Source organism: Streptomyces sp. I05A-00742, assembly GCF_013055795.1.
GTDB lineage: Bacteria > Actinomycetota > Actinomycetes > Streptomycetales > Streptomycetaceae > Streptomyces.
This window is the reverse complement of the sequence record NZ_JABETO010000041.1, coordinates 13,995-33,649: the sequence shown is the minus strand read 5'-3', so window position 1 is coordinate 33,649 and position 19,655 is coordinate 13,995. Positions and strand designations below refer to the sequence as shown.

Here is a 19,655-nt window from a genome sequence, read left to right as displayed (position 1 = left end):
CCCGGACCGTCCGGCGCCCCTTTCCTGCGTTTTCTACGCCAGCCCCCGCCGCGCCACCGCCGGCTCCCGGTGGCCCGCGATGGACGCCACCATGTCCAGCACCTGCTTCGTCTCGGCCACCTCGTGCACCCGGTACACCCGGGCCCCCAGCCACGCCGACACCGCGGTCGTCGCGAGCGTCCCGATCACCCGCTCCTTGACCGGACGGTCCAGCGTCTCGCCCACGAAGTCCTTGTTCGACAGCGAGACCAGCACCGGCCACCCGGTCTCCGTCATCTCGCCCAGGCGCCGCGTCGCCTCCAGCGAGTGCCGTGTGTTCTTCCCGAAGTCGTGGCCCGGGTCGATCATGATGCCGTCGCGCCGCACCCCGAGGGCGACGGCGCGTTCGGCCAGGCCCACCGTGACCCGCAGGATGTCCGCCATCACATCGTCGTACTCCGTCCGGTGCGGACGGGTGCGCGGCTCGACGCCGCCCGCGTGGGTGCACACCAGGCCGGCGCCGTGCCGGGCGGCCACCTCGGCCAGCCGGGGGTCGACCCCGCCCCACGCGTCGTTGAGCAGGTCCGCCCCGGCCTCGCAGACCACCTCGCCGACCTCGTGCCGCCAGGTGTCCACGCTGATGACGACGTCCGGGTGGCGGCGGCGCACCTCGGCGACGAAGCCGGCGGTCCGCCGGACCTCCTCCTCGGCCGTCACCTCCTCGCCGGGGCCCGCCTTCACCCCGCCGATGTCGATGATCGCGGCGCCCTCCGCCACGGCCTGCTCCACCCGGGCCAGCGCGGGCTCGTCCTGGAAGGTGGCGCCCCGGTCGTAGAACGAGTCCGGCGTCCGGTTCACGATCGCCATGATCACCGGCTCGTGAGCGTCGAACTCGCGTCGTCCCAGCCGCAGCATTTCCCGCACTCCCTCTCCGTGGTCCGCCAGCGACCTTAACCGTCGGTGGGTCATGGCACGATCGGGGAGGACGGATCGACTGACGGAATCCGTCCGCCGGCACTCCGGGGAGATGGTCGTGTTCTGGTTCCTGCTCTTCGCGTTGGTCGTGGTGGTCGCCGCGGTCACGCTCGCCGTGCTGAGCGGCCGCGACGGCGTGCTGCCCGAGGCGGAGCCGGACCGGACCGCCTGGTCGCTGCCCCCCGGCCGCCCGCTGGCCCGGTCCGACATCGACGGTCTGCGGCTGCCGGTCGCCCTCCGCGGCTACCGCATGGCCGACGCCGACGATGTCCTCGACCGGCTCGCCGCCGAGCTCGCCGAACGCGACGCCCGCATCGCCGAACTGGAAGCCGCCCTCGCCGGCGCCCGCGCCGAGGCCGCGACCGTCCGCCCGGACGGTCCGCGGGACGCGCCGCCGTCGCCGTCGTCGGCCGAGGACGAAGGGAACAGTCATGAGTGACGGAGTGGTCCTGGGACCGGACGGGCTGCCGCGCTGCCCATGGGGCCTGGAAGCGGAGTCGATGGCCGACTACCGGCTCTACCACGACACCGAATGGGGCGTCCCCGTGCGCGGCGACGACGCCCTCTTCGAGCGCATATGCCTCGAAGCCTTCCAGTCCGGCCTCTCCTGGATCACCATCCTCCGCCGCCGCGAGGGCTTCCGCGCCGCCTTCGCCGGCTTCTCCATCGAGAAGGTCGCCGCCTTCACGGACGATGACGCCGCCCGTCTTCTCGCCGATCCCGGCATCATCCGCAACCGGGCGAAGATCGCCGCCGCCCTCTCCAACGCGAGGGTCGCCGCCGCTTGGGCTCCCGGTGAGCTCACCGAGCTCGTGTGGTCCTTCGCGCCCGAGGGGTCGGCGCGGGCTGTGCCGCGGTCGGCGGCGGAGGTGCCGGCGATTACGGCGGAGTCGACGGCGTTGTCGAAGGAGTTGAAGGGGCGGGGGTTTCGGTTTGTGGGGCCGACTACGGCTTATGCGTTGATGCAGGCTTGTGGGCTGGTGAATGATCACTTGGCCGGGTGCCATGTGAGGGGGTGAGGGGGGTTTTGCCCCGGGCCCGCCCTTTCACCGTTTCTTGCAGGGGCTGCGCCCCCGCCCCCCCGAGCGCACCTGCGGTGCGCGTCCTCAAACTCCCCCAGAGGGGGCACCCCCAACGGGCTGAAGTCAGCCCGTCCGGCGTTTGAGGACGACCGCGCGAAGCGCGGTTTCGGGGGCACGGGGGCTTGCCCCCCCGCAAGATGCCCTCACCGCCCCACGAACCGTGGCTTCTCCTTCTTCAGAAACGCCTCCACCGCGATCCGGTGATCCTCCGATCCCCCGGCCCGCCCCTGAAGCTCCTCCTCCAGCCCCAACGTCTCACCCAGCGAGTGATCCGCCCCAAAAGCCAGCGCCCGCTTGATCGCGGCATACGTGAGCGTCGGCCCCTCCGCGAGCCGCCGGGCGACGGCGGCCGCCTCGGCGGCCAGGTCGGTGGCGGGCACGATCTTGTTGGCGATGCCGAGCTCGTACGCCTCCTGCGCGGGGATGGAGCGGGGGAAGAGCATGAGGTCCATGGCCCGGCTGTGCCCGACGACGCGGGGCAGCGTCCAGGAGACGCCGGAGTCGCCGGCGAGGGCGACACCGGCGAAGGCGGTGTTGAAGGAGGCGGTGTCGGCGACGACGCGGTAGTCGGCGGCGAGGGCGAAGCCGGCGCCGGCGCCGGCGGCGACGCCGTTCACGCCGGCGACGACGGGCTTGGGCATCTCGGCGAGGGCGAGGGTGATGGGGGTGTAGTGGTCCCGGACCGTGTTCCAGGTGAGGTTCGTGCCGTTCTCGCGGTCGGCGGCGAGGGAGCCGATGTGCTCCTTGAGGTCCTGGCCCACACAGAAGGCGCGCCCGGTGCCGGTGAGGAGAACGGCGCGGACGGCGGCGTCCTCCGCGGCCCGGCGGACGCTCCCGAGGAGGGCGACCTTGGTGGCCGTGTCGAGCGCGTTCATGGCGTCGGGCCGGTTCAGGGTGATCGTCGCGAGCCCGTCGGCCACCTCGTACAGCACGGTGTCTGCCATGGAGCGGTCCCTCCCTCGAAAAGACAGCGGTCAGCGGTCAGCTTGCCGCAGCTCGCGGTGAATGACAGCCGGCCGGCATGTGACCTGCGTCAAAGAAGTCGGGGAATCGGTCCTGTGTACGGGTGCGTCGTTGGTGAGCAAGTACGGAGCAATCGCCGAATTGGGTGGTTTTGCGGGAGCGTGTTGCCGAAGGGATGCCGACCGATGTTGGTCATTGGGTCGCGCGATGCGGGATAATGGCCTGGAAGCAATGTGTTCGATGCCGGTGACACGTGCCCTTCGATGGGGTCGCTCGGCAGACGATGAGCTGGTTTCAGGAAGGGGAACGAGCATGGCGGCCATGAAGCCGCGGACGGGCGACGGCCCGCTCGAGGTGACCAAGGAGGGGCGGGGCATCGTCATGCGGGTTCCGCTCGAAGGCGGCGGTCGTCTCGTCGTCGAGCTGACCCCGGATGAGGCGGCGGCTCTTGCCGACGCCCTGAAGAACGTCGTCGTCTGACGCACGGACCACGGTCTTCCTCTGACTTCTCCTGCCCCGGCAGCCGGTTCGCCCGGCTGCCGGGGCAGGGGCATTTCCGGGTCCGGGGACGGTTCCCCGGCCGTTCCGGCCGATGGCTGAAATGTGATGGTCACCACGCGAGGGTCACCACGCGAGGGTCGCCCCGGCTGCCTCGCCCGCGGCCCGGTCAGCCCCGGCGGGCGGCGCACAGCAGCCCGTCGCCCACGGGCAGCAGTGACGGCAGCAGGACCGTCGACTCCCGTACCACGCGCAGCAGTTCGCGCAGGCGCAGCACCTCGGCGGGCTGGGCGGCGGAGTCCACGGTGCGGCCGTCCGCGAACACGCCCTCGAAGCAGACGACCCCGCCCGGCCGCAGCAGGCGCAACGATTCCGCTAGGTAGTCGAGGTACTCCAGCCGGTCACCGTCGCAGAAGACGAGGTCGTACCCGCCGTCCGCCAGCCGCGGCAGCACCTCCAGCGCGCGGCCCGGGATGAAGCGGGCGCGGTTGCCGGCGAAGCCCGCGGCGCGGAACGCCTGCCGGGCGAACTGCTGGCACTCCGGGTCGCTGTCCACGGTGGTGAGCACGCCGTCGGGGCGCATGCCGTGCAGGAGGTGCAGGCCGGAGACGCCGGTGCCGGTGCCGATCTCCGCGACGGCCTTGGCGTCCACGGCGGCGGCGAGCAGGCGCAGCGCGGAGCCCGTGCCGGACGACACCGAGCGGAGCCCCGCCTCGTGGGCCCGGTCGCGTGCCCAGAGCAGTGCCGGGTCCTCGATGTGCTCGACGCCGTACGCATCGGCGAACGCCCAGCTCGTCTGCCGGTTGCCGGTAATGGCCCTCTCCTGTCCCCATGTGTCGACGCAACGGTGACTGTATCCGCTGCGGTCGGGAACCCGCAGATGGGACCAGGCGTTGACGGGGTGTGAGGGAGGGCGCGGGGCCGGTGGAGGGCGACCGGAGGATCCGGGGAGCGGATCAAAACCAAAAGCAGGTCAAAATTACTTATCCGGAGCTAACGGGCGAGGTGGATATGGTAGGGGCTCCACTGGACACCACCAGAGCCGACAGGGGAGGTGCGGCTACGAGCTGTGACCGCAGGGGAGTGCTGAGGCGCTTCCGCCGGTCCGCCGTCGAGCCGAAATCCGTGACCGACACCGCTGACCGTTCCGCCGACCGCAAGACCGCGACCGCGACGTTCGCCACCGACGCGGACGCGCAGGCGTGGACCCCTCCCACCTGGGAGGAGATCGTCAGCACCCACAGCGCACGGGTCTACCGCCTGGCCTACCGCCTGACCGGGAACCAGCACGACGCCGAGGACCTCACCCAGGAGGTCTTCGTCCGGGTCTTCCGCTCGCTGTCCACGTACACCCCGGGGACGTTCGAGGGGTGGCTGCACCGCATCACCACCAACCTCTTCCTCGACATGGTCCGCCGCCGCCAGCGCATCCGCTTCGACGCGCTGGGCGACGACGCCGCCGAGCGGCTCCCGAGCCGCGAGCCGTCCCCCCAGCAGCACTTCAACGACACGCACTTCGACGCGGACGTGCAGCAGGCGCTCGACACCCTCGCCCCGGAGTTCCGGGCCGCGGTGGTCCTCTGCGACATCGAGGGCCTCTCGTACGAGGAGATCGCGGCGACGCTCGGCGTGAAGCTGGGCACCGTCCGCAGCCGCATCCACCGCGGCCGTTCCCATCTGCGCAAGGCGCTGCGGCACCGCTCGCCCTCCGCCCGGGCCGAGCAGCGCGCCATGGCGGGGGTGGCCCCCGGCGTCCGGCTGAGTGGGGAGGTCGGGATCGCGTGACCGGTTCAGGCGGTCAGTCCCCCGCCGAGCAGCATCTCGGCGACCGCCTCGCGGCCCTGGTCGACGGGGAATTGGGACACGATGCCCGGGAGCGGGTGCTCGCGCACCTCGCCACCTGCTGGACCTGTAAAGCGGAAGCCGACGCGCAGCGCCGGCTCAAGAGCATGTTCGCGGAGGCTCCGCCCCCGCCGCTCTCCGACGCCCTGCTCGCCCGGCTCCAGAGCCTGCCCGCCATGGGCCTCGACGGCCCCGCCGGGCCGGGCGCGCCCACGGCGGACGGTGAGGAGCGGGCCGGTGAGCCCGGTGGTCCCGGCGGTCCCGGCCGGGACGACGGCTTCGGGCCGCACGGCGACGCCTTCGCCCTGCTGCCGATGCCCGCCCTCGCCGCACGCGACCGCGGTTTCCGCGTCCACGACGTGGGCCGCAACCCCTCGCGCGGCCGGAGATTCGCCTTCGCCGCGGCCGGCGCCGTGACGATAGCGGCCTTCGCCCTGGTCGGGGCGGAGCCGCTGCGGACGGCCGTGGAGGCCCCCAGAGCCCGCTCCGAGAACCCGCGGACGAGCACGGCGACGGCGCTCGCGCTGTCCGCGCAGGGGAACGGCGGCGGCGTTCGGAGCGGCGGCAACGGGGAGAGCCGCCGGCCGAACCGGAACCGTCCCGTCGGCACCGGGGCCCCCGCGGACGCCGGGCGGTCGCCGCGGCAGCCCATGTCGCGGGCCGCGCTGGTCATACCGCCCGCGCTGCCCGTCGCCGTCCCGTACCGGATGCCCCAGCAGGCACCCCTGGCCCGCTGATGCGCACCTGACAGTACGGGTACTCTGCTCGCGCCCACCGGCACCTGGTTGAATCGCCGGTGGGCGGCCGGTATCCAGGGATGCCACGGCTTGTGAGACCCACGTGGGGGGAGCAGAGATGGACGAGGGCAACGCGCCGGTTTCCGCGACCGGACCGCAGTGGTGGAGCCGCTCGCGCCCGGCCGACGACGGCTCCCCGGCGGACGCCGGGTCCCTGGCCGGTGGCGGCTCCCCGGAGGACGTCGGCGGCCTTCCGGCCGCATCCGCCGCGTACCCGTCCACCCCGGACGGCACCGTGCCGCCGGGTCCCGCGCCGCTCCACGACCCCGACCCGTACGGCACACCCCCCTACGGCCGCCCCGGCCCCTGGGCCCCCGCCCCGCCGGTACAGCGCCCCACGGCCACCCCGGCGGGCGGCACCGCCCTGCCGCCGTCCGGCGGGACGCCCTCGCCCTTCGCCCCGCCCCGGGACCCGGGCACGGGCACGCCCTGGCCGTACACCGACCCGACCCCGCCGGCTTCCGGCGGCCCGGTTTCCGGTGGCATCCCGCACCAGCCGTACCCTGCCTCCCCGCCACAGGACGCCACCCCCACACCCGCCGCCACCCCCGGGGCATCACAGCCCTCCTCGGCCGCACCCGCCCCGAGCGAGGACGCCTCCCGCCCGCCGGTGGACGCTCCCGCGACCGGCGTTCCGGTCGTGGACGGCGTGCCGGCGCCCGGCCGGGGTGAGGACGCCCCCCGCCCGCAGGTGGAGGCTCCCGTGGCCGATGTCCCGGTCGCGGACGGTATGTCGACGCCCGGCCGGGGTGAGGATGTCTTCCGTCCGCCGGTGGGGGCTCCCGCGGCTGATGTTCCGGTCGTGGACGGCCTGTCGGCGTCCGACCGGGACGGGAATGTCTTCCGTCCGCCGGTGGACGCTCCCGCAGCCGGTGTTCCGGTCGCGGACGGTATGTCGGCGCCCGGTCGGGGTGAGGATGCCTTCCGTCCGCCGGTGGACGCTTTCACGACCGCCGAGCCGGTCAGGGACGCCGTCCCGCCGCCCACCGCCGCCGCACCCGATCTCCGGAAGGCCGAAGTGGCCGCCGCCCCCGACCCGCAGGAGGCCCCGGGCGGTTCCGTTCCCGCCGCCGGAACGCAGTTCGCCTCCGCCGCCACGCCCGAACCACCGGCGTCCGAGGACACACCCACCCCGGGCCCGGCGGCTCCCGCCGGTGCGCCGTATCAGCACGCCTCGCAGCAGCCCGTTGCCCCGGGTGCCCCGGGTGCACAGAGCCAGGGTGGTGAGCACCCCGCTGCGTCCGCGCAGCCCCTGCCCGCCCCTGGCACCTCGGAGCGGCCCGCCGCCCCCGGGTCCCGGAGCCCGGGTGAGCACCCTGCGGCGTCCGCCCAACCCCCGTCCGTCCCGGGCGCCCCCGCGCCCGCGGCACCGAACCCGTACGCCGCGCAACAGGCCGCCGCCCAGGGCGCGCAAGGCCAGCGCGTGCCCACGACCGCGCCGCACCCGTACGCCCCCGAGCTGCCCGCCACCCCGGGCCCCCAGGCCCCGGCCGGGCAGCACCCCGGCGCGACCGGGCAGTTCCCGGCAGCCCCGGCCGTCCCTGGCGCCCCCGGCGCCCAGGGGTACCCGGGCGCCCCCGCGCCGTACCCGCCCACGCCCGGCGCCCCCGGCGCACAGTCCCCGTACGCCCCGCCCGCCGTGCCGGGCGGGTTCGGGCAGGGGCCGGGTGTGCCGCCGGGCGCGGGGCCGTGGCAGTACGACCCGTGGGCGGCGGACCGGCGGCCTCCGAAGGAGGAGAAGGGGAAGCCGGTCACGCGATCCCGGATCGTGACGGGGGCGCTGATCGTGGCGCTGGTCGCGGGTGGGATCGGTGGCGGGATCGGGGCGTGGCTGGAGCGGGACGGGGGGCCGGGGCACCGGGTGACGCTGCCGCAGGCGCCCGCCGAGAAGAGCGACCGCGAACCCGGCAGCATCGCAGGGATCGCGGCCCGCGCCCTGCCCGGCGTGGTGACGCTGCATGTGCGCGGCAGCGGCGGCCAGGGCACCGGCACCGGGTTCGTCCTGGACAAGACGGGCCACATCCTCACCAACAACCACGTCGTCGAGGCGGCCGGCGACGGCGGCAGCGGCGAGATACAGGTGACCTTCAACGGCGGGCAGACCGCCAAGGCCACCGTCGTCGGCCGGGACAGCGGCTACGACCTCGCCGTCGTCAAGGTCTCGGGCGTCTCGGGGCTCACCCCGCTGCCGCTGGGCAACTCCGACTCGGTGCACGTCGGCGACTCGGTCGTCGCCATCGGCGCGCCCTTCGACCTGGCGGGCACGGTCACCACGGGCATCATCAGCGCCAAGGAGCGCCCGATCACGGCCGGCGGCAAGAAGCAGGACGGGAGTGACGTGAGTTACGTCGACGCCCTCCAGACGGACGCCCCGATCAACCCGGGCAACTCGGGCGGCCCGCTGGTGGACTCCCGGGGCCGGGTCATCGGCATCAACAGCGCGATCCGCTCGGCCGGCGGCTCGTCGGAGTCGGGCGGCCAGGGCGGGAGCATAGGCCTCGGCTTCGCCATACCGATCAACCAGGCCAAACGCGTCGCCGAGGAGCTGATCAACACCGGCCGGGCCACTCACCCGGTGATAGGTGTCTCACTCGACATGGAGTACCAGGGCGCCGGTGCCCGGGTGAACCCCAAGGGCGGCGGCGGCACCCCGGTGAGCCCCGGAGGGCCGGCGGACAAGGCGGGCATCGCCCCGGGCGACGTGATCAAAAAGGTGGACGACGTCCCCATTCGCAGTGGTCAGGAGCTCATCGTCAAGATCCGCAGCCATCGGCCGGGCGACCGGCTGACCCTCACGGTGGAGCGCGACGGCAAGGAGCGGACGGTCCAAATGACCTTGGGGACGGCGAGCTCGCGCTGACCCTTGGCCCGATGTTGGCCCGGCCGTCTCCCGCACCGCCCACCGGGCCAGGTACCGTGATAGGCGGCCTGAACCCCTGGGCCGTTCACGCATCAAGGAGCTGCAGGTGCTCGACATAGGACTTCCCGAGCTGATCGCGCTCGTCGTCCTCGCTCTGCTCATTTTCGGCCCGGACAAGCTGCCGAAGATGATCCAGGACGTGTCCCGCACCCTGCGGAAGCTGCGGCAGTTCTCCGAGAGCGCCAAGGAGGACATCCGTTCGGAGCTGGGCCCGGAGTTCAAGGACTTCGAGTTCGAGGACCTCAACCCCAAGACCTTCGTCCGCAAGCACGTCCTGGACAAGGACGAGCTGGGGCTGAAGGAGATCCGCAACGGCTTCGACCTCAAGGCGGAGATGGCCGAGGTCACCGACGCGGTGAACGGCAGGGACCCGGAGCCGCACACCTCGGGCGGCCCCGACCTGCTCAAGAAGAGCGGACCCGACCTGCTCAAGAAGCAGGGGCCCGTCCAGCCGGGAGAGCGACCTCCGTTCGACTCCGACGCCACCTGAGCCACGCCTGCCGTGCCCCATTGACGCGGGTGGCTATTCTCCCCTTGTCCGGGTTGACGGCCCCCGCCGGAGCGGGCGGGCCGGGACGACGGGGCAACGAGGAGGCGCCGCGCAGATGGAGACCACGAGTCGGGCAGTGACGGCGGGAACGTCCGCCGGGGAGGCCGTCTCCGGGGACCGGGGAGGACCCGCGGAGACACCCGGCGACCGGCGGCCGCTCGACGGTTACCTGCAGGCGTCGTTCCCCTGGTACGGCCTGGACGAGGCGTTCACCGGACGGCGCTGGCTGATGCAGGTGGGCACGGCGGCCGACGGCACGGTGGAGCACGGCTCGACGGGCCATGGCGCGGAGCCCACGCTGGGCCGCCCCGGACAGCCCGCCAAACCCGACCGGTTCGACAAGGCCGGCACACTCTCGGCCGGGCACCGCTTCTCCGTCGTCGTGACGGTCGCCAGCCGCCCGGTGCGCCGCAGCGCCGACGGCACCGGAGTGCTGGAGGCCACCTCGGTCTCCTCGGCCGCCTGGCTCGCCGGCGCGGGTCTGCTCTCGTACACCTGGCCCGTCCGGATGGAGCGGGCCCTGCGGCAGAACTGGCTCGACCAGCAGACCGCCCTCGCCTGGGAGCTGGCGGACCACCTGGACGAGGCCCCCTGGACCACGCTCTCCCTGCCGGTGGACGGTGTGTCGGCCGACTTCCGCTACCGCGAGTCCGAGTACGGCTGGGTCCTCGCCGGCTCCGCCCCGCACGCCTGCGGCGACAGCGGCTCCTGCGGGGCAGGTGGCTGCCCGGGCGGGGTGCACATCGGGGCGTACGGGCGCGGCATGAGCGCCTACGGCATGGGCTTCTCGGCGATCGGGGACATCGCGGCGTACGCGGCCTGAGCCCGTACGCGCACGGACCGCGATACGTACGCGGGCCGACGGCTGGGCGCCCGCCCGCGCACCGGGACCGGGGTCAGAACTTGTTGCGCGGCGTGATCCCGAGCGAGAGCCCCGACAGCCCCCGCTGCCGCCCGCCCAGCTTGCCGGCGATGGCGCGCAGCGCGCTGCCCGCCGGGGAGTCCGGGTCGGTCAGGACGACCGGCCGGCCCTCGTCGCCGCCCTCGCGCAGCCGGACGTCGATCGGGATCGAGCCCAGGACGGGGACGGTGGCGCCCGTGGTGCGGGTGAGGCCGTCGGCGACGACCTGGCCGCCGCCCGTGCCGAAGACGTCGACCATCTCGTCGCAGTGCGGGCAGGGCAGCCCGGACATGTTCTCCACGACGCCGACGATCTTCTGGTGGGTCTGCACGGCGATCGAGCCGGCCCGCTCGGCGACCTCCGCGGCGGCCTGCTGAGGGGTCGTCACCACCAGGATCTCGGCGTTGGGCACCAGCTGGGCGACCGAGATGGCGATGTCACCGGTGCCCGGCGGCAGGTCCAGCAGGAGGACGTCGAGGTCGCCCCAGTAGACGTCCGCGAGGAACTGCTGGAGCGCCCGGTGGAGCATCGGGCCGCGCCAGACGACCGGGGCGTTGCCCGGGGTGAACATGCCGATGGAGATGACCTTCACGCCGTTCGCCGACGGCGGCATGATCATGTTCTCGACCTGGGTGGGCCGGCCGTCGGCGCCCAGCATGCGCGGGACCGAGTGGCCGTAGATGTCCGCGTCCACGACGCCGACCTTCAGCCCGTCGGCCGCCATCGCCGCCGCCAGGTTGACCGTCACGGAGGACTTGCCGACGCCGCCCTTGCCGGACGCCACCGCGTAGACGCGGGTCAGCGAGCCGGGCTTGGCGAACGGCACCTCGCGCTCGGCGACCCCGCCGCGCAGCGAGGCTGCCAGCTCGCGCCGCTGCTCGTCGCTCATCACGTCGAGCTCGACCGTCACACCGGTGACACCCGCCACACCCGCGACCGCCGTGCGGACGTTCTCGGTGATCGTCTCCCGCATCGGGCAGCCGGAGACCGTCAGGTAGACCGCCACCGCGACCGAGCCGTCACCCGCGACGTCAACGGATTTCACCATGCCCAGTTCGGTGATGGGCCGGTGGATCTCGGGGTCGTTCACCGTCGCGAGCGCGGCGCGCACCGCCTCTTCGGCGGGGACGGTGTCAGGGGTCTGGGTAGCCATGTCCTGATGGTACGGCGGACCGGCGACACCGGGGTAAGGCCGTCAGCGGTCGCGTTCCTCACTCTCCTCGGGGAATACCCGGCGCTGTTCGAGCTCCTTGATCAGGTCCTGGAACTCGGAGCGGATCCAGTCCCGCGTCGCGACCTCGCCGAGCCCCATCCGCAGCGCGGCGATCTCCCGCGTCAGGTACTCGGTGTCGGCGATGGACCGCTCGTTCTGCTCCCGGTCCTGCTCCAGGTTGACGCGGTCCCGGTCGTCCTGCCGGTTCTGCGCCAGCAGGATCAGCGGGGCGGCGTAGGACGCCTGGAGGGAGAGCATCAGGGTGAGGAAGATAAACGGGTAGCGGTCGAAGCGCAGATGGCCGGGGGCGGTGGTGTTCCACACCACCCACAGCACGACGACGACCGTCATCCAGACGATGAACCGCCCGGTGCCCAGGAAGCGGGCGATCTCCTCCGAGGTCCGGCCGAACGCCTCCGGGTCGTACTCCGGCAGCCAGCGCCGCCGCTTGAGCTGCGGCTGGTCCAGCCGGACGCGCGGGGCCGCGGGAACGGCGGCGGATCGTTCCTTCGCACGCTCACGCGGTACGGCCTGCTCACGGCCGCGGTCACTGCCCATCACTCGCCTCCCCCGGCCCGTCCGTCGCCGCCATCCCGCTCATACCCAGGGCACCCTCATGCAGTTCCGTCTCCCGCCAGTCCTCCGGCAGCAGATGGTCCAGCACGTCGTCCACGGTGACCGCCCCCAGCAGCGCGCCGCCGGCGTCCACCACGGGCGCCGCGACCATGTTGTACGTCGCCAGGTAGCTGGTCACGGCGGGCAGCGGGGTGTCCGGGGGCAGCGGGCGCAGGTCCGTGTCGGTGATCGAGCCGACGAGGGTGAACGGCGGGTCGCGCAGCAGCCGCTGGAAGTGCACGGTCCCCAGGTACTTCCCGGTGGGCGTCTCGTCCGGCGGCCGGCAGACGTACACCTGGGCGGCGAGCGCGGGGGAGAGGTCGGGGTTGCGGACCCGGGCGAGGGCGTCGGCGACGGTGGCGTCGGGCCGCAGCACGATCGGCTCGGTCGTCATCAGACCGCCCGCGGTCCGTTCCTCGTACGCCAGCAGCCGGCGCACGTCGGCCGCGTCGCCCGGCTGCATCAGGGTGAGCAGCCGCTCCTTGTCCTCCTCGGGCAGCTCGGAGAGCAGGTCGGCGGCGTCGTCGGGGTCCATCGCCTCCAGTACGTCGGCCGCGCGCTCCTCCTTGAGCTTGCCCAGGATCTCGATCTGGTCGTCCTCCGGCAGCTCCTCCAGGACGTCCGCGAGCCGGTCGTCGTCGAGGGCGGCGGCCACCTCGGCGCGCCGCTTGGGGGACAGGTGGTGCAGCACGCTGGCGAGGTCCGCCGGGCGCAGCTGTTCGAAGGTGGCCAGCAGGCTGGCGGCGCCCTGACCGTGCTCCTCCAGGGAGAAACCGGTCACCGCCGACCACTCGACGGTCAGCGCCTCCCCCTTGCGGCGCAGCGCCCCGCCCTTTCCGCGGCGGACGAAGACCTTGTCGATCTCCCACTCGCGGCGGGCGTGGAGCTGGGTGATCGACACGTCGAGGACGGTGGCCTCGTCGCCCGTGGCGACCAGCCGCACCCGGCGGTCCAGCAGTTCGCCGAGGACGAGGGTCTCGGTGGGGCGCTGTTCGAAACGCCGCATGTTGATGACGCCGGTGGTGATGACCTGGCCGGACTCCACGCCCGTCACCCGGGTCATCGGCAGGAAGATGATGCGCCGGCTGACGACCTCGACGACCAGGCCCAGCACGCGCGGCGGGCGGGCGCCGACCCGCAGCATCGCCACCACATCGCGGACCCGGCCGACCCGGTCGCCGTTCGGGTCGAAGACGGCCACTCCGGACAGGTGCGACACGAACACGCGGACGCTCGCCGCCATGCCGCGCACCTCCTCCCCGGACCTTCCCGTCCGTCGTCCGGTTCAGGCTAACGTGACCGGCCGTGTGCCGCCGGGGGAGGGCCGCCGGGCGGAGGGTGCGCGAGTACGCTGCCGTATCCAGTGGTGACAGGAGGCAGGAGCAGGTGCGAACCCGGAACGCGGCTCTCGTGGGGGCCCTGTGCGTGGGGCTGTCCACGGCCCTCACGGCCTGCGGCGGCAAGGAGGACCCCGACGCGGGGACCAACGGCGTGGGCAGACTCCGCGCCGCGGCGATCCAGGACAAGGCACGGGACGCCGCCCGCGGCGCCGACGCCGTCCATCTCTCCGGCAGCGTCGTCAGCCAGGGCCGTACCTACCGCATCGACGTACGGCTGAAGAAGGACGGCGGCACCGGGCGGGTCACCTCCGACCAGGTCTCCTTCGAGCTGCTGCGCGTCGGCGACGACCTCTTCGTCAAGGCCGACGCCGCCTTCTGGTCCCGCGGCGGCGCCGGCGGCCGCCCCGGCGGCCCCAATCCCGTGCCCGCCCCGGCCGCCGGCAAGAAGGGCAAGGGCGACCTCGCCACAGCGGCCCAGAAGCTCAACGGGAAGTACGTCAAGGTGCCCTCCGGTGACCCCTCCTACCAGCAGCTGCGGGGCTTCACCGACAAGAACGTCCTGCTGGACGGGCTGCTCGGCCTGCACGGCACGCTGATCCGCGGCGATCACGGGACGGTCGGCGGGACGCCGTCCATCCGCCTCAACGCGGGCGACGAGAAGGGGTCCGGTGGGACGTTGGACGTGTCCCTGATGGGGACGCCCTATCCGCTGCGGGTGCAACGGGCGGGTGGGGCGGGGCAGTTGGACTTCGCGGAGTGGGGGAAGCCGTTCGCTCTGCGGGTGCCGGGGAAGGGGCAGACGTTGGACTACGGGAAGCGGATTCCTGCCGGGGGCTGATGGGGGGGTGTGCCCCGGGCCCGCCCTTTCACCGTTTCTGCAGGGCTGTGCCCCCCGCCCCCCCCCCGTGAGCGCGCCTGCGGCGCGCGTCCTCAATCGCCGGACGGGCTGAATAGCCCGTCCGGCGATTGAGGACAACCGCGCGGAGCGCGGTTTCAAGGGGGTTGCGGGGCACTCGCCCGCAGAAACGGTAAAAGGGCGGGCCCGGGGCACCTCAACGCCGCCCGCGCCTCAACAGCTTCGGGAGCCCCGCAGGCATCGCCCGCCGCGTCGTAGCCACCGTCGGCAGCGGCACCGCCGCCAGCGCCCCGTCCGGCAGCGGCATCGTCGCGCCCGTCGGCGCCAGCCGCAGCACGCGGCACTCCCGCGCCCACCGCTCGGTGATCGTCTCCGCGTCGGGCGCGTTGAGGCGCTTGCCCTTGAGTTCGGTGACGGCCGCGGTCCAGGCGTCGCCGCCGGGGGCGAGTTCGGTCACCGCGGCGGTCCAGGTGATGAGGCGGCCGCCCTTGTCCTTGCTGCGGACGGTCACTGTGGCGGTGCCGCCGTCGGCCAGGCCGAGGTCGTCGAGGGGCTGCTCGCCGGGGCCGCCGACGAGGTGGGCGGCGCCCTCGTGCCAGATGTGCCACAGGGCGCGGCTGGGTCCGGTGGGGCCCTGGACCCAGATGAGGCCCGACTTCTTGGCAGCCTCTTCGATGAGCGCCGGCGTCTCCGTCATGGCGCCAACTCTATGACGTGCGCCGGGTTCGCCCGCTCGTGCGCCAAAGATTCCTGTTACCTGCAGCGAAGCTGCGGCCTAGGCTTGCCGCGTGAGCGATTCATGCACCGATCAGTCCCAGGCCGCCACGACACCTTCTGCATCCTCCGCCACGAACACGGCCACGGCCCCCGTGAGGTCGGCCGTCACGGTTGACCTCGTCCTGCTGCTGATCGCCGTCACGGCTCTCGCTCTCTCCGCACCGCTGATCGCGCACATCACGGCTGTTCCCGCGCTCGCCATCGCGTTCTGGCGGAACGCGATGGCGGTGGGCGTGCTCACCCCGTTCGCTCTGCTGCGGCATCGCGCCGAGCTCCGCTCGATGGGCCGCCGGGCCCTGCTGCTGGCGGTCGCGAGCGGCGCGCTGCTGGCGCTGCACTTCGCGGTGTGGCTGCCGAGTCTCGCCATGACCTCGGTGGCGTCCTCGACCGCGCTGGTCACCACCACCCCGATCTGGACGATGCTCCTGCTGCGGCTGCGCGGGGAGCGGCAGCACGGTCTCATCTGGGCGGGCACGGCGCTGGCGTTCCTCGGTGTGGTGATCCTGACCGGCGTGGACCTCTCCAGCTCGCCGCGGGCCCTGGCCGGGGACGGCCTCGCGCTGGCCGGCGGCATGGCGGCGGCGGGGTACGTCCTGCTGGGGGCGGAGGTCAGGCGGACGGTGAGCACCGTCCCGTACACCTACGTCTGCTACGCGACCACCACCGTGCTGCTGCTGGCGGCGTGCCTGGTGTCGGGGGCCTCGCTCGGCCCGTACGACGGCGGGGCGTGGGGGCAGCTGGTGCTGCTGACGGTCACCGCGCAGCTGCTCGGGCACTCGCTCGTCAACCGGGTGGTGAAGGGCCTCGGCCCGTCGGTCACCTCGACCGCCATCCTGCTGGAGACACCGGGTGCGGCGCTGATCGCGGCGCTCTGGCTGGGGCAGCTGCCGTCGGTCGCCGCCTGTGCGGCGCTCGCGGTGATCCTGGCGGGGCTGGCCGTGGTGATCAGCGCGGACCGTCGGCGGCGGCCGCCCGCCTGAACAGGCGCGCGGCCGCTACAGCCAGCCGTTCCGCTTGAAGCCGCGGTGGATGGTCACACAGATCGTGACCGTGACGACCATCACCGCCGGATAGCCGTACTTCCAGTGCAGTTCGGGCATGTAGTCGAAGTTCATGCCGTAGATGCCCGCGATCATCGTCGGCACCGCGAAGATCGCCGCCCAGGACGTGATCTTCCGCATGTCCTCGTTCTGGGCGACGGACGCCTGCGCGAGGTTGGCCTGGAGGATCGAGTTGAGCAGGTCGTCGAAGGCGACCACCTGCTCGTGCACCCGGGCGAGGTGGTCGGCGACGTCCCGGAAATACTTCTGGATGTCCGGGTCGACCAGCCGCATCGGCCGCTCGCTCAGCAGCTGCATCGGCCGCATCAGCGGGGTGACGGCCCGCTTGAACTCCAGCACCTCCCGCTTGAGCTGGTAGATGCGGCCCGCGTCGCCGCCCCGCGAGGAGCCCTTGCTGGGCGCGGAGAAGACGTCGATCTCGACCTCGTCGATGTCGTCCTGCACCGCGTCGGCGACCGCTATGTAACCGTCCACGACCTGGTCGGCGATGGCGTGCAGCACCGCCGAAGGACCCTTGGCGAGCAGCTGCGGGTCCTCCTCCAGCCGGTGCCGCAGGGCGCGCAGCGAGCCCTGGCCGCCGTGCCGGACGGTGATGACGAAGTCCTCGCCGGTGAAGCACATCACCTCACCGGTCTCCACCACCTCGCTGGTGGCGGTCAGTTCGGCGTGCTCCACGTAGTGGATGGTCTTGAAGACGGTGAACAGCGTGTCGTCGTACCGCTCCAGCTTGGGCCGCTGGTGGGCGTGGACCGCGTCCTCCACGGCGAGCGGGTGCAGGCTGAACTCCCGTGCGATGCCCGCGAACTCCTGCTCGGTCGGCTCGTGCAGGCCGATCCAGACGAAGCCGCCCTCGGCCCGCACCCGCCGCATGGCCTCCGCCGGGCTGCACGGGGCGCTCGCCCGCATGCCCTCGCGGTAGACGGCGCAGTCGACCACGGCGCTGTTGGCGGACGCGTCGCGGGTGGTGTCGTACTCGTAGGGGGCCCCGGACCGCCGCAGGGCGGGGCGGACCGCGGCGCGCAGGTCACGGATCATCGACATGGCTGGCTCCATTCACGGGCCGGCCGCCGGCCGGGAGCGCGGGGCAACACGGCCCGGAACGGGGACGTCGGGCCTGTGGGGCACATGACTCGGGACACAGGCGTACGTCCACGAAGCGGGCCGCGCTTCGTGCGCTGCGCAAGGACGGCGGCAGTTCGCGGAGAACTTCGCTGAAGGCTTGCAGGAGGGCGTAAGGGCAGCGCTCTCCCGCCAGGAGCCGCGGGCGCGAAAGGACTTCCGGGAGCCGGATGTGACCGGCCCGGGGAAGGCTTCAGATCACTCGGATCACAGGACGCGCGTCCGGAGCGGAGGGACGGGAGAACTGTCGGTACTGCACGGTCGACTAGGATCCACCGCAGCCCCACCTCCTCCGGCCGGTCCCCGCTGAGGGACGGACGTAACTCCCTGACCAGAGGCCAAGGCTAGCAGCCGCCGGGACGTCAAGCCCCCGCTTTGCCTGTTCGATACGCGTTCTATGCTCGGCACCATGTCAGACGTTCTCGCGTCGGTCGAGGCCAAAATGCGCTCCGTGTTCGGGGAACCGGACGCCCGCGCCGCCGTGACCTTCCTCGGCACCGACCGCATCGAAGTCCTCCGCTTCCCGGTGTCCGAGCCGGGGAACGCCCCGGGGTCCGATGGCGGGGCCGCTGTGCGTTACGTCACTCTCGGCATGTCGGACCGGCCCATGACCGACCCCACGGCCGCCCTGGCCGACCCGGTGCGCGGCCCCCGCGCCGAACTGATCCTCACCGTCCGCGCGGGCCGCGCCGACACGGACAAGGTCCTCCGCCCGCTGGCCGTGCTCGCCTCCTCGCCCCAGGTGGAGGGCGTGATCGTGGCGCCCGGCGCGTCCCTGGACACGGGCGGGCCGCTCTGGCCGGGAGCGCCGTTCACGGCCGTCCTCGTCGGTGAGCCGGGAGGACTGGTCGAGGACCTGGAGCTCGACGAGCCCATGGACCCCGTCCGCTTCCTCCCGTTGCTGCCGATGACCCCCAACGAGGCCGCGTGGAAGCGCGTCCAGGGCGCGGCCGCCCTGGAGGAGCGCTGGCTGCGGCACGGCACCGATCTGCGGGACCCGCTGCGGCAGGGCGTCCCGCTCGGGTGACGCGAACGGGGCCGCGGGGACGGGTGGGACGGGCCCTAACCGCCCATGCGGGCGCGGCACTCCGGAAGGGTGATCGTCCTTGACGCGACGGCGCCCTGGGAGGACCGTTGGAACCTATGAGGGGCGAACCCAGTTGCCCGAAGTGCGGTGGCCGGGTGCGAGCGCCCGGTCTCTTCGCCGACTCGTGGCAGTGCGCCGTGCACGGAAGCGTGCACCCTCTGCAGCCCGTGGTCCCGCCGAGCGTCGAGGCGCTTGCCGTCGTCGTCAACCGGGCCCGGGTCCCCGTCTGGATGCCCTGGCCGCTGCCGGTGGGCTGGCTGTTCACCGGCGTCGTCTGCGCCGGTGACGACCGCGGCGGCGGCCGGGCCACCGCGGTCGCCTGCTCGGGCCCGGGGCCGCTCGGCGGTCCCGGCGAGCTGCTGCTGGTCGCCGAGGAGCTGGGGGTCGGGCTGGGCTCCCGGTACGCCGGCATCGACGGCCCCGACCCCGGCCCCCATCTGAGCGTCGACCGCGCCCCCCACGCCAAGGTCCTCGCCGCGGGCCGGCCCACCCCCCTCTGGCATGTGTCCGGCGTCCCCGGCGACCGGGCCGTCTTCGCGGGCGAGGCACGCGGGCTCTGGCTGTGGGCGATCGTCTGGCCCGAGCAGTCGGGACTGCTGATGTACGACGAGCTGGTCCTCACCGATCTGCGCGACGCGGGCGCCGAGGTGGACCTGCTGCCCTGCGGGGCGCTCTCGCCCTGGATCGTCTCGCCCTGAACGGGACCTCCTGAACGGGACCCCTCCGGAAGCCGGTTCGTCAGGGCGGTTGACCGCGCGCCTGCCGGGGGGAAGGATCCGCCCCCGGCGCGAACGCGCGTTCGCGGTGTTCCGCGCGGGAGCTGTCCCCAGGGGTGCGGAGCACGCGGATGTCAGCTTTCCGGAACAGGTCGAGGCGGCTGGTGCTGCGGTCCGCGACCCATGCCGAGGAGCAGGTCGCGGGGTACGCGGCCGCCTTCGGCTGGGCCGTGGCCGACGAGACCGAGGACGACCCCGAGGCCGGCACGCTGCGCGAGGTCACCTGGGCCATCGCGTCGGGCGTCGGCCTCACCTGCTGCCTCGACGACGCCACGTGCTGCTCGTTCGTCTTCGTCACCGCGGA

Annotated in this window: 21 protein-coding genes; 12 read left to right on the top strand and 9 right to left on the bottom strand. The window is 73.2% G+C overall.

The annotated features are described in order from the left end of the window. Positions 1-33: 33 nt before the first annotated feature. Positions 34-894, bottom strand: a complete 861-nt coding sequence (gene folP / locus HN013_RS27350) for a dihydropteroate synthase (RefSeq protein WP_171170855.1) — start codon at positions 892-894, stop codon at positions 34-36. Between the two features lie 118 nt (positions 895-1,012). On the opposite strand from folP, the gene HN013_RS27345 reads away from it, so the two are divergent. Next, entirely contained in the window at positions 1,013-1,393 is a 381-nt protein-coding gene (locus HN013_RS27345; protein WP_312018727.1) for a DivIVA domain-containing protein, read from the top strand. Further along, positions 1,386-1,973 carry a DNA-3-methyladenine glycosylase I gene (locus tag HN013_RS27340; RefSeq protein ID WP_171170826.1) on the top strand — a complete coding sequence of 196 codons (588 nt, stop codon included), beginning with the start codon at positions 1,386-1,388 and terminating at the stop codon, positions 1,971-1,973. The genes HN013_RS27345 and HN013_RS27340 overlap by 8 nt, the downstream gene beginning before the upstream one ends. A 206-nt stretch (positions 1,974-2,179) precedes the next feature. Here HN013_RS27340 and HN013_RS27335 read toward each other — a convergent pair whose 3' ends face one another. Beyond that, on the bottom strand, positions 2,180-2,980 hold the full coding sequence (locus HN013_RS27335) for an enoyl-CoA hydratase-related protein (protein WP_171170824.1): 801 nt from the start codon (positions 2,978-2,980) through the stop codon (positions 2,180-2,182). A gap of 331 nt (positions 2,981-3,311) precedes the next feature. Between HN013_RS27335 and HN013_RS27330 the strand changes: the two genes are divergently transcribed. Beyond that, on the top strand, positions 3,312-3,479 hold the full coding sequence (locus tag HN013_RS27330; RefSeq protein WP_004950282.1) for a DUF3117 domain-containing protein: 168 nt from the start codon (positions 3,312-3,314) through the stop codon (positions 3,477-3,479). A gap of 187 nt (positions 3,480-3,666) precedes the next feature. On the opposite strand, the gene HN013_RS27325 is transcribed toward HN013_RS27330, so the two are convergent. Beyond that, entirely contained in the window at positions 3,667-4,377 is a 711-nt protein-coding gene (locus HN013_RS27325) for an O-methyltransferase (protein ID WP_171170853.1), read from the bottom strand. A gap of 131 nt (positions 4,378-4,508) precedes the next feature. Here HN013_RS27325 and sigE point away from each other — a divergent pair, with 131 nt between their 5' ends. The 5 genes from sigE to HN013_RS27300 all read left to right on the top strand — a co-directional run bounded on the left by sigE (position 4,509) and on the right by HN013_RS27300 (position 10,429). Next, positions 4,509-5,282: an RNA polymerase sigma factor SigE gene (gene sigE / locus HN013_RS27320; protein WP_171170820.1), complete on the top strand. Its 774-nt coding sequence runs from the start codon at positions 4,509-4,511 to the stop codon at positions 5,280-5,282. Further along, positions 5,279-6,076: a zf-HC2 domain-containing protein gene (locus tag HN013_RS27315; RefSeq protein ID WP_171170818.1), complete on the top strand. Its 798-nt coding sequence runs from the start codon at positions 5,279-5,281 to the stop codon at positions 6,074-6,076. Before sigE ends, HN013_RS27315 begins: the two co-directional genes overlap by 4 nt. Positions 6,077-7,028: 952 nt before the next feature. After that, complete coding sequence (locus tag HN013_RS34025) at positions 7,029-8,996, top strand: trypsin-like peptidase domain-containing protein (RefSeq protein ID WP_171170851.1); 1,968 nt, start codon at positions 7,029-7,031, stop codon at positions 8,994-8,996. 106 nt (positions 8,997-9,102) lie between these two features. Continuing rightward, complete coding sequence (locus tag HN013_RS27305) at positions 9,103-9,546, top strand: sec-independent translocase (protein WP_171170816.1); 444 nt, start codon at positions 9,103-9,105, stop codon at positions 9,544-9,546. 115 nt (positions 9,547-9,661) lie between these two features. Further along, positions 9,662-10,429 (top strand): hypothetical protein, encoded by a 768-nt coding sequence (locus HN013_RS27300; protein ID WP_171170814.1) that lies wholly within the window; start codon positions 9,662-9,664, stop codon positions 10,427-10,429. Positions 10,430-10,502: 73 nt separating this feature from the next. Here HN013_RS27300 and HN013_RS27295 read toward each other — a convergent pair whose 3' ends face one another. The 3 genes from HN013_RS27295 to HN013_RS27285 are packed head-to-tail and all read right to left on the bottom strand — an operon-like array spanning position 10,503 to position 13,578. Then, on the bottom strand, positions 10,503-11,660 hold the full coding sequence (locus HN013_RS27295; RefSeq protein WP_171170812.1) for an Mrp/NBP35 family ATP-binding protein: 1,158 nt from the start codon (positions 11,658-11,660) through the stop codon (positions 10,503-10,505). Positions 11,661-11,702: 42 nt separating this feature from the next. Beyond that, positions 11,703-12,278: a DUF1003 domain-containing protein gene (locus tag HN013_RS27290; protein WP_171170810.1), complete on the bottom strand. Its 576-nt coding sequence runs from the start codon at positions 12,276-12,278 to the stop codon at positions 11,703-11,705. After that, entirely contained in the window at positions 12,268-13,578 is a 1,311-nt protein-coding gene (locus HN013_RS27285) for a magnesium transporter MgtE N-terminal domain-containing protein (protein WP_171170808.1), read from the bottom strand. Before HN013_RS27285 ends, HN013_RS27290 begins: the two co-directional genes overlap by 11 nt. 143 nt (positions 13,579-13,721) lie before the next feature. Here HN013_RS27285 and HN013_RS27280 point away from each other — a divergent pair, with 143 nt between their 5' ends. Beyond that, a complete protein-coding gene (locus tag HN013_RS27280) occupies positions 13,722-14,513 on the top strand; it encodes a hypothetical protein (protein ID WP_171170806.1) in 792 nt (263 codons plus the stop codon). Between the two features lie 214 nt (positions 14,514-14,727). Here the strand turns inward: HN013_RS27280 and HN013_RS27275 are convergent, their stop codons facing one another. After that, a complete protein-coding gene (locus HN013_RS27275) occupies positions 14,728-15,228 on the bottom strand; it encodes a hypothetical protein (protein WP_171170804.1) in 501 nt (166 codons plus the stop codon). Positions 15,229-15,400: 172 nt separating this feature from the next. Between HN013_RS27275 and HN013_RS27270 the strand changes: the two genes are divergently transcribed. Continuing rightward, on the top strand, positions 15,401-16,288 hold the full coding sequence (locus HN013_RS27270) for a DMT family transporter (protein ID WP_312018728.1): 888 nt from the start codon (positions 15,401-15,403) through the stop codon (positions 16,286-16,288). A gap of 15 nt (positions 16,289-16,303) precedes the next feature. Here the strand turns inward: HN013_RS27270 and corA are convergent, their stop codons facing one another. Further along, complete coding sequence (corA, locus tag HN013_RS27265; protein WP_171170800.1) at positions 16,304-17,410, bottom strand: magnesium/cobalt transporter CorA; 1,107 nt, start codon at positions 17,408-17,410, stop codon at positions 16,304-16,306. Between the two features lie 487 nt (positions 17,411-17,897). On the opposite strand from corA, the gene HN013_RS27260 reads away from it, so the two are divergent. Together HN013_RS27260 and HN013_RS27255 are read left to right on the top strand one after the other, a co-directional pair. Then, positions 17,898-18,515, top strand: a complete 618-nt coding sequence (locus tag HN013_RS27260; RefSeq protein ID WP_171170798.1) for a suppressor of fused domain protein — start codon at positions 17,898-17,900, stop codon at positions 18,513-18,515. A 116-nt stretch (positions 18,516-18,631) separates the two neighbouring features. Further along, positions 18,632-19,273 carry a DUF6758 family protein gene (locus HN013_RS27255; RefSeq protein ID WP_171170796.1) on the top strand — a complete coding sequence of 214 codons (642 nt, stop codon included), beginning with the start codon at positions 18,632-18,634 and terminating at the stop codon, positions 19,271-19,273. A gap of 40 nt (positions 19,274-19,313) precedes the next feature. Here HN013_RS27255 and HN013_RS27250 read toward each other — a convergent pair whose 3' ends face one another. Beyond that, entirely contained in the window at positions 19,314-19,649 is a 336-nt protein-coding gene (locus HN013_RS27250) for a hypothetical protein (protein WP_171170794.1), read from the bottom strand. Positions 19,650-19,655: the final 6 nt, after the last annotated feature.